The organism is Streptomyces sp. NPDC053427, assembly GCF_044544985.1.
In the GTDB taxonomy this organism is placed as follows: Bacteria; Actinomycetota; Actinomycetes; order Streptomycetales; family Streptomycetaceae; genus Streptomyces.
Genome location: NZ_JBITYA010000009.1, coordinates 168,322 through 186,642 on the forward strand (window position 1 = coordinate 168,322; position 18,321 = coordinate 186,642).

The following is an 18,321-nucleotide window of genomic DNA, read 5'->3' on the forward strand; positions in this document are numbered from 1 at the left end:
TCAGTACCTGGGTGCATTTCGGGACCGCTGGAGCCGCGCGCTCCGGCGGTCCCGTGCGTTCCAGCAGGCCTTGTGCCAGTGCCGGCGGTCGTCGACATCGCCGTGCTGCGGCCAGGCGACGATGTGCGGTACGCCGGGCGGGATCTCCTGGTCGCAGCCGGGGCAGCGGTAGTGCTTGGCCGCGCCGCCGCCCCCGACCTGCCGTACGGTCCAGTCCTCGCCGCGCCATTCCTCGGTCCGTTCCAGGCCGTAGCGGTCACCGCCCATGCGGTCGACGGGGTTCGCACCGCCGCGCTGGCGGTTTCGACGCGGGGACACTGAGCACCTCGGGCAATCTGCGGGGATGGGGGTCCCCCCGGGCGAGCGGAGTCGAGCGTGGGGGGAGGGTTGTCACCAGCGTACGCGGCCCGGTCACGGGTGGACCGCGCCCGGCAGGTTTCTGCGATCATCGGGAAATTTCGCGTCAGGCCGTGCCCTTGGCACGTGTCAGGCGTTGTTGCCTGTAAGGGGGAAGCCGCGTCGGCTGCGAGGAGGCAGAGAGCGATGCGCGTTGGCGCTTTCATCCTGGCCGCACAATTCCCGGGCCAGGGACAGGGGGAAGCACTGCACCGCGCGGTGCGCTCCGCACAGGTGGCGGAGGAGGCCGGGCTCGACGATGTCTGGCTGGCGGAACACCACTTCGTGCCGTACGGCGTCTGTCCGAACGCGGTGACGCTGGCCGCGCTGCTGCTGGGCCGCACCCAACGGATCGGGGTCGGTACGGCGGTGAGTGTGCTGCCGACCCAGCATCCGGTGGCGCTCGGTGAGCAGGCGGCGTTGCTGCATCTCGCTTCCGAGGGCCGGTTCACGCTCGGCGTCGGCCGGGGCGGGCCCTGGGTGGATCTCGAGGTCTTCGGCGCCGGACTGGCCGCGTACGACCACGGGTTCCCGGAGTCGCTCGATCTGCTGCTGCGCTGGCTGCGCGAGCCGCGGGTCGGCGCGGCGGGTGAACGCTATGCGTTCCGGGAGGTGGCGGTCGTGCCCCGGCCCGACGAGGCGCTGACCGATCCGGACGGCACGGCCTCCGGGCCGCCCGTGGTGGTCGCCTGCACCTCCCCCGCCTCCGTACGGCTCGCCGCCGCGCGCGGGCTGCCGATGCTGCTCGGCATGCACTGCGGCGACGAGGAGAAGGCGGAGATGGTCGCGCTGTGGCGATCGGCCGCGCGGGAGGCCGGCCGGGACGGTGACGAAGTGGCCGCGGCCGAGCATGTGTCGGCGGGCGTGGTGCAGATCGCCGACGCCCGGCGGGACGCCGAGGAGACCCTGACGAAGGCGATGCCCGGCTGGCTGCGGCAGGGGCTGGGTGCGCATGTCACGGTCGACGGCCGCTATCGCGCCATGCGGGATCCGCTGGCGTACACGGAGCTGCTGTGCGGGCTCCATCCGGTCGGCCCGCCGCGGCTGTGCGTGGACCGGCTGGCGGCGTCGGCGGAGCGTACGGGCATCCGGCGGTTCGCGCTGCTCGTCGAGGGCTCCGGCGATCTCGCCGCCACCGAGGAGAACGTCCGCAGGCTCGGCGCGGAGGTCCTGCCGCAGCTGGGGTGACTCCGCCGGACGGGGCGGAGCGGCGTGCGGCGTTCCCCGCGCGGTGCGTGGTGCGGTCATGCGATGGCGCCGTACTTCCAAGAAGGTCGTGCCGTCGTTCGGTGGTGCTGCCGCTGGCGTACGGGCACGGTGCGCGCCCCCCACGTGCTGCGCAGCGGCAGCAACTCCGATCAGCAGTCGCGCAGTTCCGGCGACTGGTTCAGCAGCTGACCCCGGATCGAGGTGAACTTGGCCAGGCGGTCGTCCACGGCCGGGTCGAGCGGGAAGACCGCGACCCGGTGGCAGTTCTGAAAAGCGAGGCGCACTCCGAAGTGACGCTCCAACGCTCCGCGGATGGCGTCACTCGCCAGCGCGCGCAGCAGCTGGCCGCGCGCCTGCTCGTCCGGCGGCGGCGTCTGGTTGTCGGCGAACTGACCGCCGTCCACCTTCAGCTGAGCCACCAGTGAGCTGATCATCCCCCATGCGTAGGGCAGGGAGTTCCGGACGCAGTCGACAAATGCGGCTTCGTCGACCTCGCCTCGCTCGGCCTGTTCGAGGAGGGCCGGTGAGACGTCGAGCGACATGAGGTTCTCCTCTCGCGGCCCCGCCGGGACGGACGGGGCCTCAGGGATGGGACCAGGGGTTTCGCGACAGAGCGTGTTCGCCTCACGACCCCCTGCTTCAACGGTATGCCGCGCAAGAGGCCCGCACCAGGAGATTGCACATACAACCGGCCAAAGGCGAGCGCCGGGGGTGCGGGGATTTCCCCCGTAAAGAGACCGTGCCCCAAGGGCGAATCGCGCGGGCGGCCCCCGGTCGAGTAGCGTTTCGCACCATGCGTCTCGTCATCGCCCGCTGCTCCGTGGACTACGCCGGCCGGCTCACTGCCCACCTTCCCTCGGCCCCCCGCCTCATCCTGGTGAAAGCGGACGGCTCCGTCTCCATTCACGCGGACGACCGGGCCTACAAACCCCTCAACTGGATGTCCCCGCCCTGTTCCCTCAAGGAGGGTGACGGCGATGTGTGGACGGTCGAGAACAAGGGTGGCGAGAAGCTCATCATCACCCTGGAGGAGGTCCTGCACGACTCCTCGCACGAACTCGGCGTCGACCCCGGCCTCATCAAGGACGGCGTGGAGGCCCACCTTCAGGAGCTGCTCGCCGACCGGATCGAGACCCTTGGCGAGGGCTACTCCCTGATTCGGCGTGAATACCCCACTGCCATTGGCCCCGTGGATATCTTGTGCCGCGACGCGGAGGGTCAGACCGTGGCCGTGGAGATCAAACGGCGGGGCGAGATCGACGGTGTCGAGCAGCTCACGCGCTATCTCGAACTCCTCAACCGCGACCCGCACTTGGCGCCCGTGAAGGGCGTCTTCGCGGCCCAGGAGATCAAGCCGCAGGCGCGCGTACTGGCCACCGACCGTGGCATCGGCTGTGTCGTGCTGGACTACGACGGCCTGCGCGGCATCGAGGACGACAAGCTGCGGCTGTTCTGAGCCCGCTGCCGCTGCACGGAGCCCGGGACCCGGACGACCGGGGCCCGGGCTCTCGTATCAGGCGGTGGAGGTGCTCTCGGTGGTCGACGGGCTGCCGCTCTGGGCGCTCGACGGGGTGCCCGAGCCGGGTGCGGACGGTCCCGCCGCTGACGCGGACGCCGAGTCGGGGCTCGTCCCCGACGGGCTCTGCGTGGGCGGCTTGTCCGTGGGGTCCTCGGTCGGCGTCGGGTCCGTCGGCTCGCCGGTCGGGTCCTGGGTCGGCGTCGGTTCGGTCGGCCGGCCGGTCGGCTTGTGGGTCGGCCGGGTCGGCCTGCTCGTGGGAGTGGTGGGATCGCCGGTGGGCGTGTTCGGGCCGGTGGTCGGGTCCGACGGCCGGGTGCTGGGGTCGGCCGGTGACTGGCTGGTGGCGGGGTCGCTCGCCGAGGGGGACCCGGTGCCCTCGTGGCCGGCGCCGGTCGGCGTGGACGTACCGGGGCCGGAGGGCGGCAGGCTCGAGCCCGTTGTGGGCGCGTCGGTCGGCAGTTCCGGGTTCTCGCCGTCCGGGGTGGTCTGTTCCGAGGTGACGTGGTCGCCGCCCTTGGAGTCGTCGTCGGACGTCATCCCGAGCGTGACGACGGTGCCGAGCACGGCCACCAGCAGCGCTCCGGCGCCCGCGGCGACGAGGTTGCGCCGGGCCGACCGCTTGCCGAGGGCGCCCGCGGTGGCCGGCAGGGCGGTGGTGGCCTCGGTGCTCGCCGCGCCCCGGGCGACGACCGTGACGCCGGTCCTCTCGGAGCGCGGGAGGCGCAGCTTGGCGGTCGGGACGGCGTCGGGCGACGGCTCTGCCGCCCCGGCGGCTACGTCCGGTGCCTTCGCGGTGGCGCCGGTCCTGGGCCCGCCGGTGGCCTTGAGGACGGTGGTGTCGGCGGCCGCCGAATCGGCCCGTGAGCGGTCGCTGACCAGCGCCAGTGCGCGCCGCCCCGCGACCGCGCCCCGGCGGTCGGAGAGCACCCCGCGCAGCCCGATGGACGCCTCCAGCTCGGCCCGCGCCCGGTCCAGGCTGCCGGTGCACAGCGCCAGCACGCCCAGCTCGTGGTGGAAGTAGGCCTCCTCGGCGACCTCGCCGGCGCGCCGCGCGGCCTCCTGGCCGTGCCGCAGGCTGCGTTCCCAGGCGCTCCAGCGCAGCGCGGCGGCGAGCGCGGGCGCGGCCGTACGGGCGAGCAGCACGGCCGCGCTGGCGTGGCCGCTCTCCCGGCTGGCGGTCAGCACGCCCATCGCGGCCAGCACCGCATCCGCCTCGCCGGCGACCCGCTCGGGGGTGACCGAGGGGTGGCCGGCCCACCAGGAGTAGTGCTGGGCGGCGGTGTGTGCCCGGGCGGCGGCGCCCTCGGCGTAGCCGTCGGCCGCCAGCTGGTCCTGGACGGTGGCGGCCAGCCGGTAGTGGGACCCGGCCGGGGTGATCAGTCCGCTGCCCAGCAGATCGCCGAGGACGGCGTCCGCGTGGGTGTCCTCGGTGAGCGCGGGCAGATGCGCCTGGTGCGGCAGTTCGCCGCCGAGCGCGACCGCGAAGCGCAGCGTCTCCCGGGCGGCGGCGCTGAGCCGGGCGGCGAGCAGCGGTACCGGCGAGGCGGCCTCGCCGAGCGTGGGCAGCGGGCCGTCGGGGTGCCCGTCGGAGCCGGCGGGTCCGTCCTGGGTGGCGTCGGTGGCGTCCGGGCCGTCGGTCTCGGCGCCGGTGGCCGTCGCCTCGGAGAGGACGCGGTCGCGCCGCCGCAGCAGCGCCGCGGCCTGGACGAACCGCAGCGGCAGGCCCTCGGACTCGAACCACAGGTCCGCGGCCCAGGCCTCCTCGTCGGGGGTGAGCGTCCGGTCCACGGCGCGCTCCAGCATCCGTACGCAGGCGCCGCGGCCGATCCCGCCGAGGAAGACCTCCTCGAGGGGGGAGCCGGCGCTGGGCGCCGGGACGCCGGGGGTGGCGGCGATCAGGAAGGCGCACTCGGGGGTGGCGTCGAGCAGTTCGTCGAGCGCGGTGCCGCCGAACTCCAGGTCGTCCAGGACGACGATCGCACCGATGGCGCGGAGCCGGCGCAGCAGCTCGGGGCGGTCGGGGCGGTGCTGCGGGGCGCGGTAGACGGCGCCGAACAGCGCGTACAGCACGTCGGTGGGGGTGCGGCGGTAGCCGGAGAGCCGGATGACGCCGTCGGGGGCGAGGTCGGCGCAGGCGGTGGCGACGGCGTCCAGCAGGCGGGTGCGGCCCGATCCGGAGGGGCCGGTGACGCGCACGGAGCGGCCGCGGGAGAGCAGCCGTACCAGGCGCTCGGTCTCCTCGGACCGTTCCTCGAGGACGGTTTCGTGCCCGGCGAAGGCGAGCGGCCCGGCGGGCAGCGGGGGCGCGGCGGCGCGGGCGGCCTCGGCGCGTTCCTCGGGCCGGAGCTTGCCGGGGAGGGACGGGCGTTCGCCGGGCGGGCAGGGCTCTATCTCGCTGCCGTCGATGGGGTTGACGGTGACGAGGTAGCCGCCCGAGACCAGCCGTACGACGCGGGCCTGGCCGCCGGAGCCGTCCTGTGGGGTGCCGAAGGGGTGGGTCGGCGCCTCGGCAGGGTGGCCCTGTTCGGCGTACTCCTCAGGTCCCCGGTTCGTGTTCGGGTCCATGCTGCAAGCTCCCAGATCTGGCGTGCCCGACTGCTCTTCCGGCCGTTCGCACCCCCGGCTCCGGCCGGGATTCCCTGGCCGTGGCGTCTGGTCTGGTCCGGTGCCCACCGCCGTGAAGGCATACGGCGGGCAACCGCACCTTAGCCCCGGGGCGCGGGGCGGGGTATCGCTGGGGCCGGACACTGCACCGAACACGCCGAACATCCCGGCAGGTCCGGATTCTCCGCCTTCACTGCTTTCATCCGGTTGTCCCGCGCCCCGCGGCGCCTCCCCCCACGGCCTCGCATCCGGTGCCTCACACGCGAGGAAGCGATTCCGCTTCGATGCCGCCCTCGATGGCGAGGATGCGGTGCAGGCGGGTGGCGACCAGGAGGCGCTGCATCTGGGGCGGCACGCCGCGCAGCACCAGCCGGCGGTTGACCCGGCCCGCGCGGCGGTGCGCCCCCATGATCACGCCGAGGCCGGTGGCGTCCCAGGAGTCCAGCTCGGTCAGGTCCAGTACGAGATCGCCATGGCCGGAGTCGACGGCGGCGTGCAGGGCCGAACGGGCGTCCGCCGCGCTGCGGACGTCGAGGCGGCCCCCGACGACCAGCTCGACGTGGTCGCCCCTGATGTGCATATGCGCTCCCCGATTGATGGGTTGTCTGCCCTTGACGTCTACAGAACTGACTGCCTCTCATGCGGCGAAGTTGCCGCTTGTAAGCGAACCGATACCGAATTCACCCCGCAGGGTGATCGCATCGGGGTCCAGGACCCCGATGCGGACTCAGCGGTATCAGTGCTTGTAGAAGCCCTGCCCACTCTTGCGGCCGATATCGCCCGCATCCACCATGCGCCGCATGAGCTCCGGCGGCGCGAACTTCTCGTCCTGGGACTCGGTGTAGATGTTGTCGGTGGCGTGCATCAGGATGTCGACGCCCGTCAGATCGGCGGTGGCCAGCGGTCCCATGGCGTGGCCGAAGCCCAGCTTGCAGGCGATGTCGATGTCCTCGGCGGTGGCCACGCCGGACTCGTACAGTTTCGCCGCCTCGACGATCAGTGCGGAGATCAGCCGGGTGGTGACGAAGCCGGCCACATCGCGGTTGACGACGATGCAGGTCTTACCGACCGACTCGGCGAATTCCCGTGCGGTGGCGAGCGTTTCGTCGCTGGTCTTGTAGCCGCGCACCAGCTCGCACAGCTGCATCATCGGCACCGGCGAGAAGAAGTGCGTCCCCACGACCCGCTCGGGGCGGGAGGTGGCCGCGGCGATCTTGGTGATCGGGATGGCGGAGGTGTTGGAGGCGAGCACCGCCTCGTCCTTGGCGAGCTTGTCCAGCGACTGGAAGATCTCGCGCTTGACCTCGACCTTCTCGAAGACCGCCTCGACAACGATATCGGCGTCGGCGACGGCTTCCAGGTCGGTGGTGGTGGTGATGCGGGCCAGCGCCTGCTCGGCGGCCGCCGCCTCCAGCTTCCCCTTGGTGACGAACTTCTCGTACGAGGCCTCGATGCCGCCCTTGCCGCGGGCCAGCGCCTCGTCCGTCACATCGCGGAGGACGACGTCCCATCCCGCCTGGGCGGAGACCTGCGCGATACCGGACCCCATGAGTCCGGCCCCGATGACGGCGAGCTTCCTTGCCACTGCTGTCCCCTAACACCCTGTGCACTTGACGGCTCTACGGACGACTCTCAGGGCGACGTTAGCGGTCGGGGGCGATCCATTGGTACGTAAGAGATGCGCGTCACGTCTCAGATGACGGACATCACACCGACGGGGCCCCGCGGCGGCACGGAAGGCCGTCAGCCGTCCGCCCGTACGGCGTAGTTGAGGACCTTGTCGCTCAGCAGCGCCTCCATCTCGTCGAGCAGGGCGAGGGCCTCGCGGGAGACGACCCCCGGCTTGCGGCCGGCGATCATCTCGTCGGCGATGGTGGTCATCAAGGTCTGGTGCACCCAGTCGATCTGGCCCGCCATCAGTCCCGGCAGCGGGTCGTCGGCGGCCGCGCCGGTCTCCTGCCGGAGGGCGGCCGCCAGGTTCTCGTACTGCTCCTGCTGTACGCGCCACAGGCGGGCCTGGAGGGTCGCCGAGCCGTGGACGACCTTCATGAACTGCTCGTACCCCTCGATGAGCCCCACCTTGGGCGAGACGCTCACCACTTCCTCGCGCAGCTCCCGCAGGACGGCGGCGGCGGCCGACTCCCCCGCGTCGCGGGCCCGTACGAACCGCGCCAGCCGGTCGACCAGCCCCTTGCTCCGGTCGAAGAACAGGTCTTCCTTTGCCGGGAAGTAGTTGTAGACCGTGTTGACGGAGACGTTCGCCGCCTCGGCGATCTCGGCGATGGTCACCGCGTCGAAGCCGCGCTGCATGAAGAGGCCGGTGGCCACGTCCGAGATGAACTGGCGGGTCTGCCGCTTCTTCCGCTCCCTGAGTCCCTCTGCCATGCCCTTCACCCTACCCTTCGCTGGGCTCTCTTAATTTTTGGAGGCATTGCAATTTTGGGGAGCCTCTGCTTCTCTGTCTGCCATGCCAGTCATCACCGCGTCCGGACTCGCCCGGACCTTCACCACCAAACGCGGCCCCGTCGAGGCCGTCCGCGGCATCGACCTCACCGTCGAACGCGGCGAGATCCTCGGCTTCCTCGGCCCCAACGGGGCGGGCAAGACCACCACCCTGCGGATGCTCACCACGCTCCTGGCGCCCACCGGCGGCAGCGCGACCGTCGCCGGCTGCGACCTGGCCCGCGATCCGGCGGGCGTGCGCCGCGCCTGCGGATACATCGCCCAGTCCGGCGGCGTCGACCCCCACGTCTCGGTGCGCGAGGAGCTGGTCACCCAGGCCCGCCTCTACCGCCTGACCAAGCCCCAAGCGCACGCCCGTACCGAGGAACTGGCCGCCGACCTGGGCCTGACCGAGCTGCTGGACCGCAGGACCGCCGCGCTCTCCGGCGGCCAGCGGCGGCGGCTGGACATCGCGATGGGCCTCACCCACCGCCCCCAGGTGCTCTTCCTCGACGAGCCGACCACCGGCCTCGACCCCGGCAGCCGCGCCGACCTGTGGGACCTGGTCCGCCGCATCCGCGCCGAGCACGGCACCACCGTCTTTCTGACCACCCACTACCTCGACGAGGCCGATGCGCTCGCCGACCGGCTGGTGATCGTCGACAAGGGGGTGGTGGTCGCCGAGGGCACCCCGGACGCCCTCAAGCGCGCCCACGCCGGCTCCCCCGACGCCTCCCTCCAGGACACCTTCCTCGCCATCACCGGGCACGGTCTCGCGCCCGGCGAGAACGCCGCCCCCCTCGCCGCCTGACCCGGCCCGCCGCACCTCAGGAGCACATGTGTCCGCATTCCTCTCCGACACCGCGCTGATCTTCGGGCGCTACGCCCGCCAGACCCTGCGCTCGCGGCTCCAGATGCTCTTCGGCATCGTCATGCCGCTGCTGTATCTGGTCTTCTTCGGCCCGCTGCTGACCGGCCTGCCCATGTCCCCGTCCGGATCTCCCGGCAGCTCCTGGCGGATACTGGTGCCCGGACTGCTCCTCCAACTCGCCCTGTTCGGGGCCGCGTTCTGCGGATTCGGCATCATCGTCGAGAAGCAGTACGGGGTCGTGGAGCGGATGCGGGTCACCCCGGTGAGCCGGCTGGCGATGCTGCTGGGACGGGTCCTGCGCGATGCCGCGCTGTTCGTCTTCCAGGCCGTGCTGCTGGTGCTGGCCGCGCTGGTCATGGGCCTGCGCGCACCACTGGCCGGCATCCTGATCGGCTTCGGCTTCGTCGCCGTACTGACCGTGGCGCTGGCCTCGCTCTCGTATGCGCTGGCGCTGAAGGTCAACTCCCCGCAGGAATTCGGACCGGTCATCAACGCCGTCACCCTGCCCTCGATGCTGCTGTCCGGGCTGATGCTGCCGATGACGCTGGGGCCCCAGTGGCTCGATGTGGTCTCGCACTTCGTGCCATTCCGCTACCTCGTCGACGCGGTCCGGGCGGCGTTCACCGGCTCGTACGCCTCCACCGCCATGCTCTACGGCGTCCTGGTCGCGCTCGCCTTCTCCGCGCTGTCGATGGCCCTGTGCACCCGGGCGTTCCGCAGGTCCGCGGCGTAGGCTCGGCCGCATGGTGAATCTGACGCGCATCTACACCCGCACCGGCGACAAGGGCACCACCGCCCTCGGCGACATGAGCCGGACCGCCAAGACCGATTCGCGGATCTCGGCCTACGCGGACGCCAACGAGGCCAACGCCGCCATCGGCGTGGCCCTCGCCCTCGGCTCGCTGCCGGACGACGTCGCCACGGTGCTGCTGCGCGTGCAGAACGACCTCTTCGATGTCGGTGCCGACCTGGCGACGCCGGTGGTGGAGAACCCGGAGTTCCCGCCGCTGCGCGTCGAACAGGCCTATGTCGACAAGCTGGAGGCCGACTGCGACCGCTTCCTGGCCGAGCTGGAGAAGCTGCGCAGCTTCATCCTCCCGGGCGGCACGGCCGGCGCCGCGCTGCTCCACCAGGCCTGCACGGTCGTACGGCGCGCGGAGCGCTCCACCTGGGCGGCGTTCGAGGAGCACGGCGAGACGATGAATCCGCTGACCGCCACGTATCTCAACCGGCTCTCCGACCTGCTGTTCATCCTGGCGCGCACGGCCAACAAGGAGGTCGGGGACGTGCTGTGGGTGCCCGGCGGCGAGCGCTAGCGCTCCGGCGTCGTCACCCGCGGCCGGTCCGGGGCCTCCGCCGCCGTGGCCCCGCCCGGGTCCTTCTTCTGCCGGATGAGGTACGTGGCGGCGACGAGGCCGTGGAGGGCGAGGATCCGCAGCGAGGTGAACTGCCAGTCGCGCAGCGAGGCGCTGTCGCCGTCGTCGCCGACGTACCAGATGGCGATCTGGAGCAGGGCCGCCGCGACGGCGACCATCAGCAGCGTACGCAGCCACAGCCTGCCCTCGTGGCGGGCGCGGGCGAGGCCGTAGCGCGGGGGCTTGACCGGGGGCGGGCCGCCGGCGAAGCGGTGCGAGAAGTGGCCGTCGACCCAGGTGATCGTGTAGTGGCCGTAGGCGACGGTGTAGCCGATGTAGACGGCGGCCAGGCCGTGTTTCCAGTCCGCCGCGGCGCCGTTCTTCAGGTCGATGGCGGTGACGATCAACAGGACCAGCTCCAGCAGCGGCTCCATCAGGAGCACCGCCGCTCCGGTACGGGGCATCCGGGCCAGGTAGCGCAGCGCCAGGCCGACGGCCAGCAGCACCCAGAAGCCGACCTCGCAGACGATGATCAGTGTGACGACCACGACGGTTCCCTCTCTGCGTGCCGATCCTCCGTTCCTCTCCAGGCTCGCAGCGGCGGGCGGCCGGAACGTCGTCGCGGGCGACGATCCGGGACTGCATCTTTCGATGTAGCGGGGTGTCTGCAGGGATGAGGCGGCGACGGCCCCGCGGCGTGTTGGATGGAGGAGTGCCAGCCCACACCGACCGCACCCTCGCCGCGCCCCGCCGGCCGCACCGTATCGATGTGCTCATCGCGGGCGGCGGGCTGCTGTGCGGGCTGCTGCTGTGGACGCTGCGTCTGCACGGCGGCCCGCCGCTGTTCGGCCTGTCCGCCCCGTTCACCCTGGTCGCCCTCACCGCGATGTCGGGGGCCGAGCTGATCCGCCGTACGGCACCGATGGCCGCACTGGCCGTCGCCGTCCTGGCACTGGCCCTGGACATCTGCAGCGGCACCCTGGTCGCCACGGTCCTGATGTTCACCGACGTGGTCTACGCGGCGGTGCTCTACGGCGGACCGGCCGCCGCCCGCCGGATCCCGTTCTACAGCGTCCTGCTGACGCTCCTTGCCACCGTCACGCTGGTCGCGCTCTGGCACGACCCCCAGGTCGTCATCTTCAGCATCGTCATCGCCCTCGGCACCATCGCCCCGGCCTGGACCGGCTCCCTCATCCGTAACCACCGCGACGCCGCCCAGGCCGCCCGGCTGCGTGCCGAGCAGACCGCGCTGCTGGCCGAGATGGACCGTGCGCAGGCGGTGGCCGGGGAACGGGCGCGGATGGCGCGCGAGCTGCATGACGTGGTCGCCAACCATCTGTCGGCGATCGCGATCCACTCGACCGCCGCGCAGACCATCGACGACCCGGCGGCGACCCGCGAGGCCCTGGGGGTGATCCGCGAGAACAGCGTGCAAGGTCTGGCCGAAATGCGCCGCCTCATCGGCCTGTTGCGGGACGCGAAAGCGGCCGACGGTGGCGACGCTCCGGCCGCGACGCCCACGCTGGACGGCCTGGAGGCGCTGATCACCCAGGCCCGTGCCAACGGCGCGAGCAGCGGGCTGTCCTTCGTACTGGACGGTCCGCCGGCCAAGCCCCGCCTGGTGGCGCCCGTCGAGCTCGCCGCGTACCGCATCGTCCAGGAGTCGCTGACCAACGCGCTCAAGCACGCCGCGCCCGGCGAGGTCCTGGTCCGGCTCGCCCAGAACGGCGACGGGCCGCTCACCGTGACCGTCCGCAGCCCCTACGCCGACCGGCCGGGCCCTCGCGCGCCCGGCTCCGGCGCCGGGCTGGTCGGGATGCACGAGCGGATCGCCCTGCTCGGCGGGGAATTCGAGGCCGGCCCCCGCCGTGGGCCGGCCGGCAAGGTCTGGCTGGTGCGGGCCGCGCTGCCCGCCTCCGAGGAGGAACGACAACGATGACAGCCGCCGCAGCACCGATCCGGGTCCTCGTCGCCGAGGACCAGTCCGCCGTACGGGCCGGGCTGGTGCTCATCCTGCGCTCCGCCCCCGACATCGAGGTGGTCGGGGAGGCGGTGGACGGCGAGGAAGCGGTACGGCTCGCCCACGAGCTGAAGCCCGCCCTGGTCCTCATGGACCTCCAGATGCCCCGGCTCGACGGGGTCTCCGCCACCCGGCGGATCGTCGCCGAGCGGCTGGCGGACGTGCTCGTGCTGACCACGTTCGACCTGGACGAATACGTCTTCGGGGCGCTCCGGGCGGGGGCCGCGGGCTTTCTGCTCAAGGACAGCGACGCGCCCGCGCTGCTGACGGCGGTGCGTACGGTGGCGTCCGGCGAGGGGCTGATCGCGCCGGCGGTGACGCGACGGCTGATCGCGGAGTTCGCCCGCCCGCAGACGGCGGCGCGGCCGGCCCGGAGCGGCGACGGCCCGGATCCCGCCGTCCTGGACGCGCTGACGCCGCGCGAGCGGGAGGTGCTGGGATGCCTGGGGCGGGGGCTGTCGAACGCCGATATCGCGCTGCGGTTGGCGATGGCGGAGGCCACCGTCAAAACACATGTCAGCCGGCTGCTGGGAAAGCTGGGCCTGCGCAGCCGGGTCCAGGCGGCCGTGCTGGCACAGGAGTTGGGGGTCGACGGGCCTTAGGGTGCGGCCGAACGGATCCCCTAAGGGGTACGAGCGCCCCCTGCGGGGCCACAACGCGGCGGGGTCGGGGGGTATTCCCGTGGCGCACGGGGTGACCGACGAGGGGGCATCCCCACACCGCACCAGGCAACCGACGACCCGCTCTCCGGCTAGGCGACGTTCACCCTCTGGCCGGGAGGGGCCGCCTCCAGCCAGGCCAGGAAGCCGGTGAGCGCGTCCTCGCTCATCGCCAGCTCCAGGCGGGTGCCGCGGTGGGCGCAGGCCAGGACGATGGAGTCGGACAGCAGTGCCAGCTCTTCCTCGCCCTGGGGGGTTCGGCGGTGCAGGACCTCGATGGCGGAGCGCTCCAGGACGCGGCGGGGCCGGAGGGCGTACGAGAACACGCGGAACCACTCGACGCGGTCGCCGTTGTAGCGGGCGACGCCGTAGATCCAGCCCTTGCCGCTGGGTTCGGCGGCCTTGTCCTGGCCTTCCGCCCTCTCCGGTACGTTCCAGCGCAGGCTGCAGTCGAAGGTGCCGCCGGAGCGCTGGATGAGCCGTCGCCGCAGCCCGAAGACGAACAGCCCCAGCAGCACCAGTAGCACGACGATGCCGCTCACAAGCAGAGCGAGGACCATCTCGACCGACCTCCTCGCCTCGGTGGGGGTACTCCCGGACGGAGCCCGGGGGTAGGGAAACGCACCTGCATTGCCTCAGCCGCGGGACGCTCCGGAGGATTCCGGGCAGCCCGCGGCTGAGGATCGATCTCGTCGGTGACGGGGCTCAGTGAACGCCCGTCACCGCACGCAGCCGGACATCGGCGCGACGCTCGGCGGCCGCATCAGCGTCCGACTTCGCTCGCTCCAGGGCCCGCTCCGCGCGCTGGACATCGATCTCGTCCGACAGTTCCGCGATCTCCGCGAGCAGAGACAGCTTGTTGTCGGCGAACGAGATGAAGCCGCCGTGCACCGCGGCGACGACGGTGCCGTCCCCGCTCTCGCCGGTCGTACGAATCGTCACCGGGCCCGACTGCAGCACGCCGAGCAGCGGCTGATGTCCGGGCATGACGCCGATGTCGCCCGACGAGGTGCGCGCGACGACCAGGCTGGCCTCGCCGGACCAGACCTGACGGTCCGCGGCGACCAACTCGACGTGCAGCTCAGCCACGATGGCTCCTCGGGTCTCCACCTGCCTGGCGTGGCAGATGTTGGGTCAAATACTAGTGGTCGTAAGGACCGGGGGCGGCCAGGGCCGCCCCCGGGACCGGTGCCGGGGTCAGGAGACGCCCAGCTCCTTGGCGTTCTTCTCCAGGTCCTCGATGCCACCGCACATGAAGAAGGCCTGCTCGGGGAAGTGGTCGTACTCGCCGTCCGCGATCGCGTTGAAGGCGTGGATCGACTCGTCGAGCGAGACGTCCGAGCCGTCGACACCGGTGAACTGCTTCGCCACGTGGGTGTTCTGCGACAGGAAGCGCTCGATACGACGGGCGCGGTAGACGGTGAGCTTGTCCTCCTCACCGAGCTCGTCGATACCCAGGATGGAGATGATGTCCTGGAGATCCTTGTTCTTCTGCAGGATCGTCTTGACGCGCGAAGCGCAGTCGTAGTGCTCCTGCGTGATGTAACGGGGGTCCAGGATCCGGGACGTCGAGTCCAGCGGGTCCACCGCCGGGTAGATGCCCTTCTCCGAGATCGGACGGGAGAGGACCGTCGTCGCGTCGAGGTGCGCGAAGGTCGTCGCCGGCGCCGGGTCGGTCAGGTCGTCCGCGGGGACGTAGATCGCCTGCATCGAGGTGATCGAGTGACCACGGGTCGAGGTGATGCGCTCCTGGAGGAGACCCATCTCGTCGGCCAGGTTCGGCTGGTAACCCACCGCGGAGGGCATCCGGCCGAGCAGGGTCGACACCTCGGAACCCGCCTGGGTGTACCGGAAGATGTTGTCGATGAAGAACAGCACGTCCTGCTTCTGCACATCGCGGAAGTACTCCGCCATGGTCAGACCGGCCAGGGCGACGCGCAGACGGGTGCCCGGCGGCTCGTCCATCTGACCGAAGACCAGTGCGGTCTTGTCGATGACGCCGGAGTCCGTCATTTCCTCGATGAGGTCGTTGCCCTCACGGGTGCGCTCGCCGACACCGGCGAACACCGACACACCGTCGTGGTTGTTGGCCACGCGGTAGATCATTTCCTGGATCAGAACGGTCTTGCCGACACCGGCACCACCGAACAGACCGATCTTGCCGCCCTTGACGTACGGGGTCAGCAGGTCGATGACCTTGACGCCGGTCTCGAACATCTCGGTCTTGGACTCGAGCTGGTCGAAGCTCGGGGCCTTGCGGTGGATGGGCCAGCGCTCGGTGACCTCGGCAGCCGCCTCCGGCTTGTTGAGGATCTCGCCGAGGGTGTTGAAGACCTTGCCCTTGGTGATGTCACCGACGGGGACGGTGATCCCGTTGCCGGTGTTGGTCACCGGGGCCTGGCGGACCAGGCCGTCGGTGGGCTGCATGGAAATGGCACGGACCAGGCCCTCGCCCAGGTGCTGGGCAACCTCGAGGGTCAGGACCTTGAGGGCGCCGGCCTGAGCCGGGTCGGCGACCTCGACGGTCAGTGCGTTGTAGATCTCCGGCATCGCGTCGACGGGGAACTCCACGTCGACGACCGGGCCGATGACCCGCGCGACGCGGCCCGTCGCCGTGGCCGTCTCAACAGTGGTGGTCATAGTTGTCAGTCACTCCCCGCGGTCGCGTCGGCCAGTGCGCTCGCGCCACCGACGATCTCGCTGATTTCCTGGGTGATTTCGGCCTGGCGGGCCTCATTGGCAAGCCGCGAGAGCGACTTGATGAGCTCGTCTGCGTTGTCGGTCGCCGACTTCATCGCGCGCCGCGTGGCGGCGTGCTTGGAGGCGGCGGCCTGCAGGAGCGCGTTGTAGATCCGCGACTCGACGTACCGCGGAAGCAGGGCGTCCAGGACGTCCTCCGCCGACGGCTCGAAGTCGAACAGCGGAAGGATCTCGCCCTTGGACGTCTCCTCCGACTCCGCCACGGCCTTGTCGAGGCTGAGCGGCAGCAGGCGGTCGTCGAGCGCCGTCTGCGTCATCATCGAGATGAACTCGGTGTAGACGATGTGGAGTTCGTCCACCCCGCCCTCGGCGGTGTCCTTCTGGACGGCGCCGATGAGCGGTGCGGCGATCGCCTTCGCGTCCGCGTACGTCGGGCTGTCGGTGAAGCCGGTCCACGACTCCGTGACCGTGCGCTCACGGAAGCTGTAGTACGACACTCCCTTGCGCCCGACGATGTAGACGTCGACTTCCTTGCCCTCGGCCTTGAGCCGCTCGGTGAGCTGCTCCGCGGCCTTGATGACGTTGGAGGAGTACCCGCCGGCCAGGCCGCGGTCGCTCGTGATGAGCAGCAGCGCGGCCCGCGTCGGGTTCTCCGCCTCGGTCGTCAGCGGGTGCTGGGTGTTCGAGCCCGTGGCAACCGCCGTCACCGCGCGGGTCAGTTCACTCGCGTACGGCGTCGATGCCGCCACCTGGCGCTGCGCCTTGATGACGCGCGAGGCGGCGATCATCTCCATCGCCTTGGTGATCTTCTTGGTCGCGGTGACGGAGCGGATGCGACGCTTGTAGACCCGGAGCTTGGCTCCCATGGATCAGGTCCCTTCCGTCGTCACTTGCTGGTGCCGGCCGGGGCGTCCTCGCCGAGCAGCTTGCCGTCCGAGGTCTCGAACTGCTGCTTGAAGCCGTCGACGGCCTCGGAGATCGCACCGATGGTGTCGTCGGACATCTTGGCGCCCTCGCGGATGCTGGTCAGCAGGTCCTTCTTCTCCCGGTGGAGGTAGTCGAGGAGCTCCCGCTCGAAGCGGCGGATGTCCTCGACGGGGACGTTGTCCATCTTGCCGTTGGTGCCGGCCCAGATGGAGACGACCTGGTCCTCGGTGGCGTACGGAGCGTACTGGTCCTGCTTGAGCAGCTCGGTCATCCGCTGACCGCGGCCCAGCTGCGCCTTGGAGGCCGCGTCCAGGTCGGAACCGAAGGCGGCGAACGCCTCCAGCTCGCGGTACTGGGCGAGGTCCACGCGGAGCCGGCCGGAGACCTGGCGCATGGCCTTGTGCTGGGCGGAACCACCGACACGGGAGACGGAGATACCGACGTTCAGCGCGGGACGCTGGTTGGCGTTGAAGAGGTCCGACTCCAGGAAGCACTGGCCGTCGGTGATGGAGATGACGTTGGTCGGAATGAACGCCGACACGTCGTTCGCCTTGGTCTCGACGATCGGCAGACCGGTCATCGAGCCGGCGCCCATCTCGTCGGAGAGCTTGGCGCAGCGCTCCAGCAGACGCGAGTGCAGGTAGAAGACGTCGCCCGGGTAGGCCTCGCGGCCCGGCGGACGGCGCAGCAGCAGGGACACGGCGCGGTAGGCGTCGGCCTGCTTCGAAAGGTCATCGAAGATGATCAGGACGTGCTTGCCCTGGTACATCCAGTGCTGGCCGATGGCCGAGCCGGTGTAGGGCGCGAGGTACTTGAAGCCCGCCGGGTCGGACGCCGGGGCGGCGACGATGGTGGTGTACTCCAGGGCGCCGGCCTCCTCCAGCGCACCGCGCACGGACGCGATGGTGGAGCCCTTCTGGCCGATGGCGACGTAGATGCAGCGGACCTGCTTCTTCGGGTCGCCGGTGCGCCAGTTGTCGCGCTGGTTGATGATCGTGTCGACGGCCAGGGCGGTCTTGCCGGTCTGGCGGTCACCAATGATCAGCTGACGCTGGCCGCGGCCGATCGGCACCATCGAGTCGACGGCCTTGTAGCCGGTCTCCATCGGCTCGTGCACCGACTTACGGACCATGACGCCCGGGGCCTGCAGCTCCAGGGCACGGCGACCCTCGGACTCGATCTCGCCGAGGCCGTCGATCGGGTTGCCCAGCGGGTCGACGACGCGGCCGAGGTAGCCCTCGCCCACGGCGACCGAGAGCACCTCACCGGTGCGCTGCACCGGCTGGCCCTGCTCGATGCCGCTGAACTCACCGAGGACAACCGCACCGATCTCGCGCTCGTCCAGGTTCAGCGCAAGACCGAGCGTGCCGTCCTCGAACTTCAGCAGTTCGTTCGCCATCGCCGAGGGAAGGCCCTCGACATGCGCGATGCCGTCGCCGGCATCGCTGACCGTGCCGACCTCTTCGCGCGAGGCCGCGTCCGGCTTGTACGCCTGGACGAAGTTCTCCAGCGCGTCCCGGATCTCCTCCGGCCGGATCGTGAGCTCCGCCATCTGGGTTCCCTGCTCTCCTTGTTGGGCCCGAAGTTACTTGCGGGTTTCCGAGGGGCTTGTCCCCTCG

General features: G+C 71.1%; 19 protein-coding genes. 7 read left to right on the forward strand and 12 right to left on the reverse strand.

The annotated features are described in order from the left end of the window. Positions 1-318: an ATP/GTP-binding protein gene (locus ACIGWZ_RS25325; protein WP_400068340.1), complete on the reverse strand. Its 318-nt coding sequence runs from the start codon at positions 316-318 to the stop codon at positions 1-3. 225 nt (positions 319-543) lie between these two features. On the opposite strand from ACIGWZ_RS25325, the gene ACIGWZ_RS25330 reads away from it, so the two are divergent. Further along, a complete protein-coding gene (locus ACIGWZ_RS25330) occupies positions 544-1,584 on the forward strand; it encodes an LLM class flavin-dependent oxidoreductase (RefSeq protein ID WP_400068342.1) in 1,041 nt (346 codons plus the stop codon). Positions 1,585-1,754: 170 nt separating this feature from the next. Here the strand turns inward: ACIGWZ_RS25330 and ACIGWZ_RS25335 are convergent, their stop codons facing one another. Beyond that, complete coding sequence (locus tag ACIGWZ_RS25335; RefSeq protein WP_400068344.1) at positions 1,755-2,147, reverse strand: SCO5389 family protein; 393 nt, start codon at positions 2,145-2,147, stop codon at positions 1,755-1,757. A 251-nt stretch (positions 2,148-2,398) separates the two neighbouring features. Here ACIGWZ_RS25335 and nucS point away from each other — a divergent pair, with 251 nt between their 5' ends. Further along, positions 2,399-3,061: an endonuclease NucS gene (gene nucS, locus ACIGWZ_RS25340; protein WP_400068346.1), complete on the forward strand. Its 663-nt coding sequence runs from the start codon at positions 2,399-2,401 to the stop codon at positions 3,059-3,061. A 57-nt stretch (positions 3,062-3,118) separates the two neighbouring features. On the opposite strand, the gene ACIGWZ_RS25345 is transcribed toward nucS, so the two are convergent. From ACIGWZ_RS25345 to ACIGWZ_RS25360, 4 genes are all read right to left on the reverse strand, one after another. Then, the gene (locus tag ACIGWZ_RS25345; protein WP_400068348.1) at positions 3,119-5,689 is read right to left on the reverse strand and encodes an ATP-binding protein; all 2,571 of its coding nucleotides are present in this window, start codon (positions 5,687-5,689) and stop codon (positions 3,119-3,121) included. Between the two features lie 295 nt (positions 5,690-5,984). Continuing rightward, positions 5,985-6,308, reverse strand: coding sequence for an STAS domain-containing protein (locus ACIGWZ_RS25350; protein WP_400068350.1), 324 nt, complete (start codon positions 6,306-6,308; stop codon positions 5,985-5,987). A gap of 156 nt (positions 6,309-6,464) precedes the next feature. Next, positions 6,465-7,313 (reverse strand): 3-hydroxyacyl-CoA dehydrogenase family protein, encoded by an 849-nt coding sequence (locus ACIGWZ_RS25355; protein WP_400068352.1) that lies wholly within the window; start codon positions 7,311-7,313, stop codon positions 6,465-6,467. Between the two features lie 158 nt (positions 7,314-7,471). Next, positions 7,472-8,113: a TetR/AcrR family transcriptional regulator gene (locus tag ACIGWZ_RS25360; protein WP_400068354.1), complete on the reverse strand. Its 642-nt coding sequence runs from the start codon at positions 8,111-8,113 to the stop codon at positions 7,472-7,474. A gap of 82 nt (positions 8,114-8,195) precedes the next feature. Here ACIGWZ_RS25360 and ACIGWZ_RS25365 point away from each other — a divergent pair, with 82 nt between their 5' ends. Genes ACIGWZ_RS25365 through ACIGWZ_RS25375 form a run of 3 tightly spaced genes read left to right on the forward strand, consistent with a single transcriptional unit; the run spans position 8,196 to position 10,357 of the window. Continuing rightward, positions 8,196-8,981 carry an ABC transporter ATP-binding protein gene (locus ACIGWZ_RS25365; protein WP_400068356.1) on the forward strand — a complete coding sequence of 262 codons (786 nt, stop codon included), beginning with the start codon at positions 8,196-8,198 and terminating at the stop codon, positions 8,979-8,981. Positions 8,982-9,009: 28 nt separating this feature from the next. After that, complete coding sequence (locus ACIGWZ_RS25370) at positions 9,010-9,774, forward strand: ABC transporter permease (RefSeq protein WP_400068358.1); 765 nt, start codon at positions 9,010-9,012, stop codon at positions 9,772-9,774. A 10-nt stretch (positions 9,775-9,784) separates the two neighbouring features. Then, the gene (locus tag ACIGWZ_RS25375; protein WP_400068360.1) at positions 9,785-10,357 is read left to right on the forward strand and encodes a cob(I)yrinic acid a,c-diamide adenosyltransferase; all 573 of its coding nucleotides are present in this window, start codon (positions 9,785-9,787) and stop codon (positions 10,355-10,357) included. Here the strand turns inward: ACIGWZ_RS25375 and ACIGWZ_RS25380 are convergent. Continuing rightward, positions 10,354-10,944 (reverse strand): hypothetical protein, encoded by a 591-nt coding sequence (locus ACIGWZ_RS25380; RefSeq protein ID WP_400068361.1) that lies wholly within the window; start codon positions 10,942-10,944, stop codon positions 10,354-10,356. The genes ACIGWZ_RS25375 and ACIGWZ_RS25380 overlap by 4 nt on opposite strands. Positions 10,945-11,069: 125 nt before the next feature. On the opposite strand from ACIGWZ_RS25380, the gene ACIGWZ_RS25385 reads away from it, so the two are divergent. Both ACIGWZ_RS25385 and ACIGWZ_RS25390 read left to right on the forward strand, forming a co-directional pair. Further along, positions 11,070-12,335: a sensor histidine kinase gene (locus ACIGWZ_RS25385; RefSeq protein WP_400068363.1), complete on the forward strand. Its 1,266-nt coding sequence runs from the start codon at positions 11,070-11,072 to the stop codon at positions 12,333-12,335. After that, a complete protein-coding gene (locus ACIGWZ_RS25390) occupies positions 12,332-13,018 on the forward strand; it encodes a response regulator (RefSeq protein ID WP_400068365.1) in 687 nt (228 codons plus the stop codon). Before ACIGWZ_RS25385 ends, ACIGWZ_RS25390 begins: the two co-directional genes overlap by 4 nt. Before the next feature lie 149 nt (positions 13,019-13,167). On the opposite strand, the gene ACIGWZ_RS25395 is transcribed toward ACIGWZ_RS25390, so the two are convergent. The 5 genes from ACIGWZ_RS25395 to atpA all read right to left on the reverse strand — a co-directional run bounded on the left by ACIGWZ_RS25395 (position 13,168) and on the right by atpA (position 18,254). After that, positions 13,168-13,635 (reverse strand): DUF2550 domain-containing protein, encoded by a 468-nt coding sequence (locus ACIGWZ_RS25395; RefSeq protein ID WP_400068367.1) that lies wholly within the window; start codon positions 13,633-13,635, stop codon positions 13,168-13,170. 145 nt (positions 13,636-13,780) lie between these two features. Beyond that, the gene (locus ACIGWZ_RS25400; protein WP_018087383.1) at positions 13,781-14,164 is read right to left on the reverse strand and encodes a F0F1 ATP synthase subunit epsilon; all 384 of its coding nucleotides are present in this window, start codon (positions 14,162-14,164) and stop codon (positions 13,781-13,783) included. Positions 14,165-14,272: 108 nt separating this feature from the next. Then, the gene (gene atpD, locus ACIGWZ_RS25405; protein ID WP_400068369.1) at positions 14,273-15,715 is read right to left on the reverse strand and encodes a F0F1 ATP synthase subunit beta; all 1,443 of its coding nucleotides are present in this window, start codon (positions 15,713-15,715) and stop codon (positions 14,273-14,275) included. 5 nt (positions 15,716-15,720) lie between these two features. Continuing rightward, positions 15,721-16,641: a F0F1 ATP synthase subunit gamma gene (locus ACIGWZ_RS25410; RefSeq protein ID WP_400068371.1), complete on the reverse strand. Its 921-nt coding sequence runs from the start codon at positions 16,639-16,641 to the stop codon at positions 15,721-15,723. 20 nt (positions 16,642-16,661) lie between these two features. Next, on the reverse strand, positions 16,662-18,254 hold the full coding sequence (atpA, locus tag ACIGWZ_RS25415; RefSeq protein ID WP_400068373.1) for a F0F1 ATP synthase subunit alpha: 1,593 nt from the start codon (positions 18,252-18,254) through the stop codon (positions 16,662-16,664). Positions 18,255-18,321: the final 67 nt, after the last annotated feature.